General features: G+C 70.2%; 13 protein-coding genes. 6 read left to right on the forward strand and 7 right to left on the reverse strand.

What is annotated here, in order from left to right:
* Positions 1 to 9: 9 nt before the first annotated feature.
* Positions 10 to 2,277: a hypothetical protein gene (locus tag ACIBI5_RS20795; protein WP_397249006.1), complete on the reverse strand. Its 2,268-nt coding sequence runs from the start codon at positions 2,275 to 2,277 to the stop codon at positions 10 to 12.
* Between the two features lie 154 nt (positions 2,278 to 2,431).
* Here ACIBI5_RS20795 and ACIBI5_RS20800 point away from each other — a divergent pair, with 154 nt between their 5' ends.
* Positions 2,432 to 3,562: a serine hydrolase domain-containing protein gene (locus tag ACIBI5_RS20800; protein WP_397249008.1), complete on the forward strand. Its 1,131-nt coding sequence runs from the start codon at positions 2,432 to 2,434 to the stop codon at positions 3,560 to 3,562.
* 61 nt (positions 3,563 to 3,623) lie between these two features.
* Here the strand turns inward: ACIBI5_RS20800 and ACIBI5_RS20805 are convergent, their stop codons facing one another.
* Both ACIBI5_RS20805 and ACIBI5_RS20810 read right to left on the reverse strand, forming a co-directional pair.
* A complete protein-coding gene (locus ACIBI5_RS20805) occupies positions 3,624 to 5,777 on the reverse strand; it encodes a glycosyl hydrolase family 18 protein (protein WP_397249010.1) in 2,154 nt (717 codons plus the stop codon).
* 161 nt (positions 5,778 to 5,938) lie between these two features.
* On the reverse strand, positions 5,939 to 6,142 hold the full coding sequence (locus ACIBI5_RS20810) for a hypothetical protein (protein ID WP_397249012.1): 204 nt from the start codon (positions 6,140 to 6,142) through the stop codon (positions 5,939 to 5,941).
* A gap of 1 nt (position 6,143) precedes the next feature.
* Here ACIBI5_RS20810 and ACIBI5_RS20815 point away from each other — a divergent pair, with 1 nt between their 5' ends.
* The gene (locus tag ACIBI5_RS20815; RefSeq protein WP_397249014.1) at positions 6,144 to 6,272 is read left to right on the forward strand and encodes a hypothetical protein; all 129 of its coding nucleotides are present in this window, start codon (positions 6,144 to 6,146) and stop codon (positions 6,270 to 6,272) included.
* Between the two features lie 31 nt (positions 6,273 to 6,303).
* The gene (locus ACIBI5_RS20820; RefSeq protein WP_397249016.1) at positions 6,304 to 6,972 is read left to right on the forward strand and encodes an HAD family hydrolase; all 669 of its coding nucleotides are present in this window, start codon (positions 6,304 to 6,306) and stop codon (positions 6,970 to 6,972) included.
* 82 nt (positions 6,973 to 7,054) lie between these two features.
* On the opposite strand, the gene ACIBI5_RS20825 is transcribed toward ACIBI5_RS20820, so the two are convergent.
* Complete coding sequence (locus tag ACIBI5_RS20825) at positions 7,055 to 7,690, reverse strand: class I SAM-dependent methyltransferase (protein WP_397249018.1); 636 nt, start codon at positions 7,688 to 7,690, stop codon at positions 7,055 to 7,057.
* A 119-nt stretch (positions 7,691 to 7,809) separates the two neighbouring features.
* Between ACIBI5_RS20825 and ACIBI5_RS20830 the strand changes: the two genes are divergently transcribed.
* From ACIBI5_RS20830 to ACIBI5_RS20840, 3 genes are all read left to right on the forward strand, one after another.
* Positions 7,810 to 8,334, forward strand: a complete 525-nt coding sequence (locus ACIBI5_RS20830; protein ID WP_397249020.1) for a TetR/AcrR family transcriptional regulator — start codon at positions 7,810 to 7,812, stop codon at positions 8,332 to 8,334.
* A gap of 82 nt (positions 8,335 to 8,416) precedes the next feature.
* Positions 8,417 to 8,596 carry a hypothetical protein gene (locus tag ACIBI5_RS20835; protein WP_397249022.1) on the forward strand — a complete coding sequence of 60 codons (180 nt, stop codon included), beginning with the start codon at positions 8,417 to 8,419 and terminating at the stop codon, positions 8,594 to 8,596.
* 34 nt (positions 8,597 to 8,630) lie between these two features.
* Positions 8,631 to 9,035: a RidA family protein gene (locus ACIBI5_RS20840; protein WP_397249024.1), complete on the forward strand. Its 405-nt coding sequence runs from the start codon at positions 8,631 to 8,633 to the stop codon at positions 9,033 to 9,035.
* On the opposite strand, the gene ACIBI5_RS20845 is transcribed toward ACIBI5_RS20840, so the two are convergent.
* From ACIBI5_RS20845 to ACIBI5_RS20855, 3 genes are all read right to left on the reverse strand, one after another.
* Positions 9,036 to 9,842, reverse strand: coding sequence for an SAM-dependent methyltransferase (locus ACIBI5_RS20845; protein ID WP_397249026.1), 807 nt, complete (start codon positions 9,840 to 9,842; stop codon positions 9,036 to 9,038).
* Between the two features lie 125 nt (positions 9,843 to 9,967).
* Entirely contained in the window at positions 9,968 to 11,122 is a 1,155-nt protein-coding gene (locus ACIBI5_RS20850; RefSeq protein WP_397249028.1) for an agmatine/peptidylarginine deiminase, read from the reverse strand.
* A gap of 14 nt (positions 11,123 to 11,136) precedes the next feature.
* Entirely contained in the window at positions 11,137 to 12,537 is a 1,401-nt protein-coding gene (locus ACIBI5_RS20855) for a purine-cytosine permease family protein (protein WP_397249030.1), read from the reverse strand.
* Positions 12,538 to 12,561 lie beyond the last annotated feature (24 nt).

Genomic DNA, 12,561 nt, shown 5'->3' on the forward strand with positions numbered 1-12,561 from the left:
CGAGGGGCGCTAGGAGTGGGCCAGCGTGTACAGCCGGTCGTGCTCGTCCCAGCGGGCGGTGCTGATGACCTTGGTCGCGTCCGGCACGCTGCCGCGGCGCAGCTCCCTGGCCAGCGCGTTGAGGCGGGCGGCGGAGGCCGCGACGGCTTCGCGCAGGGGCGTCGGGCTGCCCCAGTGGGTCTCGTCCTCCTTCAGGCTCTTGCGCAGGCCGGCGGCGATCGTGGACAGGCGAGCGCCGTAGGACTGGCCGCGCAGTCTGGCCAGGTCCTCCTCCACCAGCGCCATCGTGTCCGCCAGCGCCTTCGCGTCGTAGGTCTCCTTCCGCCCGGCGTCGCTCTTCTCGCCGTGGCCGCCCCGGTCGCCGGTGTCCACGGTGGCGAAGGGGAGCAGGTTGCGGAAGTTCAGGTAGGCGGTGGCGGCCTCACCGGCCGTGGCCGCGGTCAGCGCCTCCAGTGCCGCGTCGAACAGCTCGTCGAGCTGGCCGCCCTCCAACTGGATGATCGGCAGCAGCCGGTCCAGCTTCATGACCTCCGACGTGAGGTCGTCGGTGACGAGCTGGCGTACCGTCGCCATGGCGCGGTCCTCGTTCGTAGCCGTGACGAGCCGGCGTGACAGGGCGCCGCACTGGACCACCCAGGCGGTCGTGTGGCAGCCCATCCCGGTGACCCCGGGAGGCGCGGGCGCGCGGCCGTTGACGACCAGCGGCTGACCGGCGGTGAAGGTCACCACGAGCGGGTCGTTGGCCGCGTCGTCCACCCAGGCGTTGGAGCCGGTGGCGTCCGGCAGGGCGGACATCGTGGTCCAGGCCGCGGCGATCCGGGTCAGCAGTTTCGTGACCGCCTCCTGGCCGAGGTCGGCCCCGGGGAACAGGCGGCGCAGCTCGGCGGTGAGCTTGGCCTTGGCCGCCTCGGCGGCGGAGGCGCCGAAGAAGCCCGAGTAGGTGACACTGCGCGGGTACGCGGTGGCGACCAGGCTCTGATGTTCGTGGACCAGCGTCGGAATGATCGCCTCGACCCGGGCGGCGGCGTCCTTGGCCAGGGCCTCGATGGCCTGGACCGAGAGCAGGGCTCGGCTGAGGGAGGCGCCGACGTGCCGGCCCTCGCCGTCGCGCAGCTCGCGCAGCCGTTGCTTGCCGGTGCCCGGAGACAGGCCGACGACGCTGCGGGCCGCGGTCTTGATGGCCTTGGCGGCGTGGAAGAGCTCCTGGTCGTCGGTGGGCCTGGCGTACCTCTGCGCGATCGTCTCGGCCATGGTCTCGACGTCGGTGGGGGTCATGGCGATCGAGCCGATGCCGCTGACCAGCTTCTCCAGGTTCTCGGCCAGGATCGCGAGCTCCTTGTAGCTGGCGCGCGGGACCTTGGCCGCCTCGGGGTCGAGCAGGAAGATGATCCCCGACTCGCGCAGGGCGGCGTCGTAGGAGAACATCCGCCACAGCGCCTCCTTGACCTGGTCGGCGGTGTAGGGCGGGTCCGGGTCCTTCGGCGGCTGCGCCTTGGGCTGCGCGGGCTGCCCGGGTTGTTCCGTCTCCATCTGCTCGGCGGCCAGCTTCGCCTCCTCCTCGCGCTGGACTCTCAGGCGGTCCATGAACAGGGAGTGGCGCTCGTGGGCGATGAGCATGTTCCGGTAGCGGCCCTCACCCGACCCGATCGAGCCGCGGGCCGAGGGGTTGAAGACGGTGGCGTACGGGAGGTAGTTCACGTAGGCCAGATGGTGGGCGACGGCCACGCCCAGGGTGTCGGCGGCGCGGGCGCGCACCTCGTCCTGGGTCTCCATCGAGCCGTCCTTCTTCTTCCGCGGGCCGTCGATCAGCGCCCTGCGGGCCAGATCCAGGCCGGTCACCGTGCGATGGGCGGCGTCCTCCAGCCTGGGCGCGCGCTCCTCGTGGTCCTCCAGCCACAGGAAGAGCTTCATCTGGGTGGAGTCGAGATTGGACATCCAGGCGGTCGCCTCGTCGTGCAGGGCCTGGACCTTGTTGATGGCCTCGGTCAGGGTCAGGTTGTGCAGGACCGCCTTGAGCGCGTCGAGGTGCACCTGCCAGGCGATGGTGTGGTCGCCCATGCGCCCGCCGAAGGGGGAGGGGGTGCGGGGACGGGGACTGATGACCACGCGCCGGATGATGTCGCCGCCCGTGTGCGGCAGGATGGCCGGTCGCAGGTAGACGGTGGCGCCCTTGGGCAGGTCCGAGTGGGACTGGGCCACCAGGGGAATCGGTCCTTCCACCGGCGTCGTGTCGGTGTCGCCCGCGGTCGGATCCTGGTTCTTCTTGAAACGCTTCATTGCGCTCCGTCCCGGTTGGCGCTGATATGAACTCCCTCTTTTCCCGCGGAAGCCGTGGTCGCGGCTAGTGGCGAGGTCGTCACAGTTCCGGATCGGCGGACGTCTACGCTGGTAGGAGGGTTCGGGGGGAGGCTCATCCATGAGGTGCTCACGAATGCGCGTGCTGGTGGCCCTGACCGGGCTGCTGGCCCTGCACACGCCTGCCGGGGCCACGGTCGCCGCGCGGGAGTTTCCCGAGCTGACCCCGGCGGTGGCCGCCCGCCTGGACTCCGTCGTCCAGAAGACCATGCGTGAAGCGGGCGTGCCCGGCGTGGTCGTCGGCCTGTCGGCGCCCGGCAAGGGCTCGTACGTGCGGGCCTTCGGCGTCGCCGACAAGGCGACCGGCGCCGCGATGACGCCCGGCGTGTACTCGCGGATCGGCAGCGTCACCAAGACGTTCACCGTGACCGCGCTGCTCCAGCTCGTCGACCGGGGCAAGGCCGGCCTGGACGACCCGATCGCCACCTACGTCGAGGGCGTCCCGAACGGCGAGCGCATCACGCTGCGCCAGCTCGCCGGCATGCGCAGCGGGCTGTTCAACTACAGCGAGGACGAGGGGTTCTTCAAGGCGCTCACCGGCGACCCCACCCGCTCCTTCACGCCGCAGGAGCTCCTGGCCTACTCCTTCAAGCATCCCGTGCTGTTCGAGCCGGGCGCCGAGTTCTCCTACTGCAACACCAACCTCATCCTGCTGGGGCTGGTCGTGGAGAAGCTCGGCGGGCGGCCGCTGCACGAGTTCGTCAGCGCCAACATCCTGAAGCCCGAGGGGCTGAACCGGACGCTCTTCCCGACCGGCGCCGCCTTTCCGAGCCCGCACCCCCACGGCTACACCAACCAGACCGCGTCGGGCGCGGTCGAGGACGCCACCGGCTGGAACCCCTCCTGGGGCTGGGCGGCGGGCGCCATGATCTCGGACCTGGAGGACCAGCGGAAGTGGGCGAGGATCCTGGCCACCGGCACGCTGCTGACTCCGCGTACGCAGGCCGAGCGCCTCAAGACGGGAACGACGCAGATCTCCGGCACCGGCTACGGGCTCGGCATCTTCAACGTGGAGGGCTGGATCGGGCACAACGGCTCGCTGCCCGGCTACCAGGCCTTGACCCTCTACCTGCCCGCCTACCAGGCGACGCTGGTCATGCTGCTCAACACCGACATCTCCTACGAGGGCCAGGAACCCAGCACGGTCCTCGGCCGGGCGGTCACCGGCGTCGTCACCCCTGACCACGTCTACCGGCTGGGCGGCTGAGCACCCTGGACAGGACGAGAGGGCCGGCCCCTTTCGGGACCGGCCCTCAACGGTCAGACGGTCAGCCGAGACCGTTCTTGAGCGCGGTGATCAGTTCACCGTTGCTGGTGTCGCCGCTGAGCTCCCAGAAGAACGCGCCACCGAGGCCCTGGTTCTTCGAGTAGGTCATCTTGCCGCCGATGGTGGCCGGCGTGTCGTAGCTCCACCACTGGTTGCCGCAGAAGGCGTAGGCCGTGCCCGCGACGGTGCCGGTGGAGGGACAGCGGGTCTTGAGGACCTTGTAGTCCTCGTTGCCCGGCTCGTAGGTGCCTGGCGCCGGGCCGGTGGCGGTTCCGCCAGGTGTGGCCTGGGTGACGCCGGTCCAGCCTCGGCCGTAGAAGCCGATGCCGAGGAGCAGCTTGCTCGCCGGGATGTTCTTGCTCTTGAGCTTCTGGATGGCGTTGTCGGAGTAGAAGCCCGCGATCGGGATGCCGGTGTAGGAGGTGAGAGGCGAGTGCGGGGCGGTCGGGCCCTGCGCGGCCCAGGCGCCGAAGAAGTCGTAGGTCATGACGTTGTACCAGTCGACGTACTGCGCGGCGCCGCCGTAGTCGGCCGCGTCGATCTTGCCGCCGTTGGTGCCGTCGGCGGTGATGGCCGCGGTGACCAGGTTGTTCTGGCCGAAGCGGGCGCGTACGGCCTGCATGACGTTCTTGAAGGAGGCGAAGCCGCTGGTGTCACAGGTCAGGCCGCAGGCGTTGGGGTACTCCCAGTCGATGTCGATGCCGTCGAAGACGTCGGCCCAGCGGGGGTCCTCGACCATCTGGTAGCAGGACTCGGCGAAGGCGGTGGGGTTGGCCGCGGCCTGGGTGAAGCCGCCGGACCAGGTCCAGCCGCCGATGGAGAAGAGGATCTTGAGGTTCGGGTACTTCTTCTTCAGCTTGCGCAGCTGGTTGAAGTTACCGCGCAGCGGCTGGTCCCAGGTGTCGGCGACGCCGTCGACGCTCTCGGCCGCCGAGTAGGACTTCTCGTAGTCGGCGAAGGAGTCGCCGATGGTGCAGCGGCCGCCCGTGGTGTTGGCGAACGCGTAGTTGATGTGGGTCATCTTGGCGGCCGAGCCGCTGGTGTCGATGTTCTTGACGTGGTAGCCGCGCTGGTAGACGCCCCACTGGACGAAGTAGCCGAGCACCTTGTTACCGCCGCCGCCGGGGCCGTCCGAGGTGGTGGCGGAGGCCGAGTTGCTGTCGGCCGAGCGGTTGCCCGCCGCGTCGCGGGCCCGGACGGTGTAGGTGTAGGCGGTGTTCGAGCTGAGCCCGGTGTCGGTGTGGGTGGTTCCGGTCACGGTGGTGACCAGGGTGCCGCCCCGGTAGATCTCGTAGCCGGTGACGCCGACGTTGTCCGTGGAGGCGTTCCAGGCGAGGGAGACGCTGTTGGAGGTGACGCCGGTGGAGCGGAGGTTGCCCGGCACGGTGGGTGCCTGCGTGTCGCCGCCGCCGCCCGAGGTGGTCGCGGTGACCGGCGCGCTGTCGGCCGAGCGGTTGCCCGCCGCGTCGCGGGCGCGGATGGTGTAGGTGTAGCTGGTGCTGGCGGTGAGTCCGCTGTCGGTGTGGGTGGTTCCGGTCACGGTGGTGACCAGGGTGCCGCCCCGGTAGATCTCGTAGCCGGTGACGCCGACGTTGTCGGTCGAGGCGTTCCAGGCGAGGGAGACGCTGCTGGCGGTGACGCCGGTCGAGCGGGCGTTGCCCGGCACCGTCGGTGCCTGCGTGTCGCCGCCGCCGCCCGAGGTGGTGGCCGTGACCGTGGCGCTGTTGGCCGAGCGGTTGCCCGCGGCGTCGCGGGCGCGGATGGTGTAGGTGTAGCTGGTGCTGGCGGTGAGTCCGCTGTCGGTGTGGGTGGTTCCGGTCACGGTGGTGACCAGGGTGCCGCCCCGGTAGATCTCGTAGCCGGTGACGCCGACGTTGTCGGTCGAGGCGTTCCAGGCGAGGGAGACGCTGCTGGCGGTGACGCCGGTCGAACGGGCGTTGCCCGGCACGGTGGGCGCCTGCGTGTCGGTGCCACCGCCGCCGGTGGTCTTCCACAGGGCCGCGACGTTGGGCGGCTCCCAGCCGGGCTGGGAGGTGTGGCTCTGGCGGCATTCGTACTCGACGCCGTTGTAGGTGACCCGGGTGCCCGCGGTGTACGCGGTCCACGGGGCCCAGTCGGCGAAGGCGACCTGGGTGCTGCTGGCACTGAAGGCCATGGGCGGGGCGACCACCGCTGCGCCGAGTGGCAAGAGTAAGGCCGCCAGGACTGCGAGTGTTTTGCGATGCTTCATACTGCTCCGACATCCGGTGCTTGGGGGGTGGGATGAAGAGAGGCTCAGAAACTCTTAGGAAAGTTTCCTTTTAATTACATGCGACGTTAACCCCTGCCCGCCAGGTCGTCAATATCTGGATCAAAAGGCGCCGCCTCGACGAGGATCAGCAGGCCGATGCCGATCAGGACGATCGGCGGCACGATGTACCCCCACCGGCTGAGGGTCCTGGCGATCAGCGGCCGGGTGGCGAACGCGGCCGCCCCCGCCACGACCAGGATCCCGAGAAAGCCCAGGTACCGCCCGGCCACGATGCGCGCCGCGGCCTTCCGCCCGCTGCTCTGGGCGAAGAACAGGGCCAGGATGACGATGTCGTCGATGTCGGTCGCGGCGAACGACCCCGGCCGCCTGCCCGATGACGCCCAGGTCCGCGAGGCGTAAGGCTGTTGCCCGGCTTCCGTATCCTTACGGGATGATCCGCGCCGTGGTGATCGATGTGGACGACACGCTCTGCCTCACCGAGGCGGCGTGCTTCGAGCTCGAGAACGAGGTCCTGGCGTGTATCGGCCGTGAGCCGATGTCCCGGGACGTGCACCTGTCCACGTGGGGGCAGCCGCTGCTGGAGGCGATGCCGCTGCGCTCGCCCGGCATCGACGTCGAGGCCTTCGCCGCCGCGTACCCGGCCGTGCTCCGGCGGTATGTGGCGGCCGGGCGGCTGGACGTCGTGGCACAGGAGAACCTCCAGGCCCTCGACGCGCTCGCCGCCGCGGGCCGCAGCCTCATGCTCCTGACCTCACGCACGGAAGCCGAGGTGGAGCACCTGCTGGCCCCGGACCACGCGCTGACGGGCCGCCTCGCCGCCGTCTACCACGCGGGCAACATGCGCTACGGCAAACCCGACGCCCGCGCCTTCGACGAACTCCTCGCCGCCACCGGGCTCGACCCCCACCACTGCCTGTACGTCGGCGACTCACCCGGCGACGCCCACGCCGCCAACGGCGCCGGCCTGCGCTTCATCGCCTGCATGCAAAGCGGCGTCAGGCGGCGCGCCGACTTCGCCGCCCATCGCGTCGACGCGTTCATCGACACCTTCCCCCAAATGGTCGAGGCCGTGGCCCGCCTGGAGAACCCCCGCTCGTGAACGTGGCCCTGTCGGCGCGATCGAGAAAGGTGCGGGTGCGGGGTCGGCGGGCGGCGGATCGCCCAGCTGCCGGGCCCTGACCCTATTTGGGGCGCGCCGCGGTGACGTAGTAGATCATCGGGCTGAGTTCGCCTTCCCCCTCGACCTGGAAGCCCGCGCCGGGGATCAGGTCGCCGAGGAGGTCGCGCGGACTGTGGCGCATGGCGGGCCCGGTGAGCAGTTGCGTGAGCCGCCCGGCCAGCCGTCCGGTCGGCGGCCGGAACTCGGCGATGAGCAGCCGTCCGCCGGGACGCAGCACCCGGAACATCTCCCGTACGGCGGCGCCGCGCAGATCGGCCGGGATGTGGTGGACGGCGAGCGTGGACATGACCACGTCGAACGAGTCGTCAGGCAGGGCCAGCGCCTGCGCCTCGCCCACCAGGTAGGCGCAGTTGCGCGGGGCGCGCGAGCGGGCGTGTTCCACCATGGGCGGCGAGGGGTCCACGCCGGTGACCTCGGCCGCGATCGGGGCGACGATCCTGGTCAGGTAGCCGGTGCCGCAGCCCACGTCGAGGACCCGGTCGCCGGTCCGCACCCCGGACCTGGTGGCCAGGCGGGTGAAGACCTCGCGGCGCCGGCCCAGGAATCCTAGGGTGGCGCCGATGCCGTAGGCCCGCGGACGGTCGATCGTGCCGCCGTGGTCGGCGTGCTCTTCGTGCCGGTGCAGAAGCTTACCCAAGCCCATCATCGCCTCCGATGTCGAACAGAGTGTTCTGTAATGAATAGTCTGTCTGTCGGTGTTGCCGGGGCAACAAACAGTTCTGCCCGGCTGTGCCGTACTGAACACAAGGAGGGACTTTGGACCGGAGGGTACGGCGCACGCGGCAGGCCATCCAGGGGGCGCTGGTGGAACTGACGCTGGAGAAGGGGTACGACGCGGTGACGGTCACCGACATCATCGACCGGGCCGACGTGGGCCGCTCCACGTTCTACGCGCACTTCACCGACAAGCAGGACGTGCTGTTCAGCAATCTGGAGGCGCTGACCTTCCTGCGTGCCGAGCCGGGCGCTGACGGGCCGTTGTTCGCCTTCAGCCTGCCGATGTTCGAGCACGTGCACGAGCAGCGGCGGCTGGTGAAGGCGCTGCTCGGCAGGCGCGGCGGCGGGGTGGTGGTGGCGCGGGGCGAGAAGATGCTGGGCCGGATGATCCGCGCGGAGCTGGAGGCCAGGACGGGGGAGGTGTCCGAGCTGGTGGTGAGCTGTGTGGCGGGGGCGTTCATGACGTTGTTGCGCAGGTGGGTGGACGAGGAGATCACCGCCACACCCGCCGAGCTCGACGCCGCCTTCCGCGCCACGGTTCTGCCGGGGGTGGAGGCCCTGTGACGTCCCTTCCCCCCTGCACTACCACCGGCCCGGCAGGCTGCGGCATTCTCCGGGCCGGACGGAGCTTTCTAGACTGGCCGGCATGAACGACCCGCGCCGCCGTGTGCTCCTGTGGATCGGCTTCCTCGTGTTCGCGGCCATCAACACCATCGGCGGCTCCATCGGCGGTCCAGCCCAGGTCGCGGGCCTGATCGCCGGAATCGTCTGCATCGGCTTCATCGCGGCCCTGATCATCCACCACTACGCCGGCCGCCGCCCGTGACCCCGCCGGCGCTTCCTATGGAGAGGGTGCCCCCATGGCATTGGAGTCCATCAATCCCGGCGAACTGGACCCGCCGGAGACCTACAGCCACGTCGTCGTCGCCACCGGCACGCGGATGGTCTTCATAGCCGGTCAGGTGGCCGAGGACGGGGCGGGCGATCTCGTCGGGCCCGGGGACATGACGGCCCAGGCGCGCCAGGTGTTCGCCAACATCGGGCACGCGCTCGCCGCCGCGGGCGCCCGCCCCGACCAGGTGACGAAGCTGACGATCTTCGTCGCCGGGTACCGGCGTGAGCACCTCGCGCAGATCGAGGAGGGCAGGGTCGCGCTGTTCGGCGACCACAAGCCGGCGGACACGCTGGTGGGGGTCGCCGCGCTGTCCAGGCCGGAGTACCTGCTCGAAGTCGACGCCGTCGCGGTCGTCGACGACGCGGTGTAGCTATGGCTTGCGGCCCACCGCGGCGTACATGTTGGTGGCGGTGTCCGGGAGAGGCCGGTCACCCGGGGCCGGGCGCCAGCGAGGCATCGGGACGACGCCCGGGTCCAGGAGGTCGAGGCCGGTGAACAGGCGTTCCACCTCGGCGCGGGTGCGCAGGTACATGGGGATGCCGCTGCTGGTGTACTCGCGGGCCAGTTGCTCGGACTCCGGAGCCAGGTCGGCGGTGGGGATGGTGACGGCCAGGTAGCTGCCGGCGGGAAGCGGGGCGATCAGGGCCTCCACCAGGCCCTGGGCGTCCTCCACGAACTGGAGCATGGCGATCACCGTCAGGGCCACCGGGCGGGTGAGGTCGATCACCTCGTGCAGGGTGGGGTCGCCGAGGAGCGCCTCGGGGGAGCGCATGTCGGCCTGGATGTAGGCGATGCGGCCCTCGGGAGTACCCGCCAGCAGGGCTCTCGCGTGGGTCAGCACGATGAGGTCGTTGTCGACATAGACGATCCGCGCCTCGGGCGCGCTCTCCTGGACGACCTCGTGCAGGTTCGGGGAGGACGGGATGCCGGTGCCGATGTCGACGAACTGCTGGACGCCCGCGTCGGCCAGGTAACGGGCCATCCGGTGCATGCAGGCGCGGTTGGCGAGCATCGAGGTACGCAGCCCCGGCCAGTTGGTCAGCACCTTGGACGCGGTGTCCCGGTCGGCGGCGAAGTTGTCCTTGCCGCCCATGATGTAGTCGTAGACGCGCGCCGAGTGCGGCCGGTGGGTCTGCAGATCCATCGGGGCGGGCCGGTTCTGTGGAGCGTCTGGCATATCCGGATTCCGCCTTCCGGTCGTGGTCTTCTGGTCCCGCACTCAAGATCCACCATAGGGCACGGAGCGGGCAGAGCCCACCGGCACGGGCGGGCAGCCTGGGGGGTGCCCGCCCGAAGGCCGGGTCAGGGGGTGGGTTCCTGCATGGTGACGCAGTGCGCGCCGCCACCGCCGTTTCCGTAGAGGTTGTCCAGGTTGAGCATGACCACCGGCTTGCCGAAGGCCGCGGCGATCGCGTTCCTGGCGGCCGTGTCCTTCGCGGTGTCGCCGAACTGGGCGGTGACGACCGCCTGGTTGGTCAAGGTCCAGTTCATGTAGGAGCTGAGGAATTCGTCCCGCTGGCCGGACGGGATGCGGGGGAGCGTGTCGGGGCCCTCGATGGTCAGGACCCGGAGCCTGCGTCCCCTGGCGTCGGTGGCGTTCACCAGGACGTCGTGGATGGCCTGGGCGTTGGCGGTCCACACGTCGGGGCGTACGTCGCCGGCCAGTTGGACCATCACGACGCCCGGCCCGATGTAGCGGGCGGTGCCGTCGACGTGGCCGTCGGTCACGTCCTGGCCCCGCACGCCGGGCAGCCAGATCATCTTGGTCGCGCCGAAGCGGGCCAGGAGTTCCGCCTCGATCTGGCTTCTGGACTTGCCGGGGTTGCGGTTGGAGTTGACCCAGCAGCTCTCCGTCGCCATGAGTGTGCCGTCGCCGTCGTACTCGATCCCGCCGCCTTCACCCACCACCCCGGCCCTGGTGAACGGCAGGCCGATGTGCGCGGCCAGATTCTGCGCCAGACGCCGGTCGTTGTTGTAGGCGGAGGCGGGGATGCCGAGGAATCGGGTGGCGTTCTCGCCCCAGGCGTTGAAGTTCAGGCCGATGGTGTCGCGGCCGCCGGCTCCGTCGACGCGGAACATGGGGCCCGTGTCGCGTATCCAGCAGTCGGAGACCGGGACCGAGCTGATCACCGTGACGGTGGAGCCGCACTGCGTCCGGGCCCGCGCCGCGTTCGTGGAGCCGCTGGCACACATGGTGACCGGTTCGTGCCGGGCGATCTCCTTGGCGAGCTTGGCGATGTCGGCCTGGATCCTGGACAGGAGGTTGCCCCAGATGGTGGTGCTCGACGGCCAGGACATCCAGGTCCGGATGTGCGCCGTCTCCTCGCCGGGCACCCGCCAGGCGGCGGCCGACGCCGCGGAGGCGGCCGGGGCGTCGCCGAGCGCCTGCGCCGCCGCCAGACCCGCCGCGGCGAGACCCGTACGGGCCAGCATCGAACGTCTGCTGATCTCGGACATGGGTGACTCCTTTCTCAGTGGACCTCTTCACGCTCCGTGGCCAGGTCGAGGCTGCGCGCGAAGAGCAGATAGCAGCCGCCCGCGACGGGCAGGCCGACGAACAGGGAGTAGTCGACGCCGCCGAGGAGCGCGGCGACGGGGCCGGTGTACAGGCCCGCCACGACCATGAAGGGCGTCATGGCGGCCAGGCCGATCACGTAGGCGAGGTTGCCCCGCCACGCCCACCGCCCGTAGATGCCGTCGCGGTTGAAGATCTCCGCGATCACGTAGCGGCCGCGGCGGACGAAGAAGTAGTCCACGAGGTTGATGGCGGTCCACGGGATGAACAGATACGTCAGGAGGACCACGACGTTGGCGTAGAACCAGGCGAACTGGTCGATGCCGACGAACGAGGCGATCGAGCCGACGCTGACGAGCATGATGCCGATCGTCACGACCCGGATCTCGCGGGTGGGCCTGACCGGGCGGAAGGAGTCGGCTATGGAGATCATGGTGAGGCTGCCGCCGTACTGGTTGATGGCCATGATCGACAGCAGGCCGATGAGCAGGACGCCGACCGCGACGGCGCCGAATCCGGAGAACAGGCGGTCGGCGGCCAGCCGTAGCGCGGCCACCGGCGTGGCGCCCTTCGGCGCCGCGGCCGAGACCGCCGCCCCCAGGACGAACACCCAGATGCCGGACAGCGCGCTCGGCAGGTACGTCCACCAGAACGTGCGACGTACCGAAATATCGGGACGCAGGTAGCGGGAGTAGTCCGAGACGTACGGCGCCCAGCCGAGCTGGAACCCGGCCACGAAGACGAAGACCAGCATGAACGTCGTCGGCTCGAACGGCCCCGCCTCCCATGCCGAGCCGGGGATGCCGCCGGTGAGCAGCGCGGCGACCGTGATGGCGGCCATGACGGCGACGAACGGCCAGGTCAGCCACCGGTTGACGGCGTGGATCCAGTCGTGGCCGAGCAGCGCGATCACGGTGGCGACCGCGGCGGCGAGCACGTACCCGAGCCAGTCCGGCAGGCCGAACAGCGAGTGCATCGCGTCCCCGGCCAGCAGGGCGTCGGAGGTGTTGTAGCCGATGTAGTTGACCAGCGCGAACACCCAGACGGTGAGGGCCGCGCCCACGTACCCGAACTGCGGCCTGGACTGCACGAGCTGCGGCAGGCCGAGCTGCGGGCCCTGCGCCGAGTGGAAGGCCATGAAGAACGTGCCGAACAGGGAGCCGAGCACGGTGGCGACGACGGTCCAGACGAGCGTGGCGCCCATGGACAGGGTGACCACGCCGGTGGCGAAGCCGGTGAGGTTGAGGCTGCCGACGAACCAGATGGCGCCGAGGCTCGACAGCCGGCCGTGGCGTTCCGAGAGGGGGATCCAGTCGATCGAATGCCGCTCGATGGCCGGGTGTTCCGCCTGCGTCATGAGGCCTCCTTGGGGCGGCGCCGG

Source organism: Nonomuraea sp. NPDC050540 (genome assembly GCF_044457485.1).
In the GTDB taxonomy this organism is placed as follows: Bacteria; Actinomycetota; Actinomycetes; order Streptosporangiales; family Streptosporangiaceae; genus Nonomuraea.

What these genes read in the sequence shown, in the direction of transcription:
- ACIBI5_RS20855 (WP_397249030.1), bottom strand. Translation starts at nt 12,537, where the DNA reads ATGACGCAGGCGGAACACCCGGCCATCGAGCGGCATTCGATCGACTGG.
- ACIBI5_RS20795 (WP_397249006.1), bottom strand. Translation starts at nt 2,277, where the DNA reads ATGAAGCGTTTCAAGAAGAACCAGGATCCGACCGCGGGCGACACCGAC.
- ACIBI5_RS20845 (WP_397249026.1), bottom strand. Translation starts at nt 9,842, where the DNA reads ATGCCAGACGCTCCACAGAACCGGCCCGCCCCGATGGATCTGCAGACC.
- ACIBI5_RS20850 (WP_397249028.1), bottom strand. Translation starts at nt 11,122, where the DNA reads ATGTCCGAGATCAGCAGACGTTCGATGCTGGCCCGTACGGGTCTCGCC.
- ACIBI5_RS20805 (WP_397249010.1), bottom strand. Translation starts at nt 5,777, where the DNA reads ATGGCCTTCAGTGCCAGCAGCACCCAGGTCGCCTTCGCCGACTGGGCC.
- ACIBI5_RS20800 (WP_397249008.1), top strand. Translation starts at nt 2,432, where the DNA reads ATGCGCGTGCTGGTGGCCCTGACCGGGCTGCTGGCCCTGCACACGCCT.
- ACIBI5_RS20815 (WP_397249014.1), top strand. Translation starts at nt 6,144, where the DNA reads ATGCGCGCCGCGGCCTTCCGCCCGCTGCTCTGGGCGAAGAACAGGGCC.
- ACIBI5_RS20820 (WP_397249016.1), top strand. Translation starts at nt 6,304, where the DNA reads ATGATCCGCGCCGTGGTGATCGATGTGGACGACACGCTCTGCCTCACC.
- ACIBI5_RS20840 (WP_397249024.1), top strand. Translation starts at nt 8,631, where the DNA reads ATGGCATTGGAGTCCATCAATCCCGGCGAACTGGACCCGCCGGAGACC.
- ACIBI5_RS20835 (WP_397249022.1), top strand. Translation starts at nt 8,417, where the DNA reads ATGAACGACCCGCGCCGCCGTGTGCTCCTGTGGATCGGCTTCCTCGTG.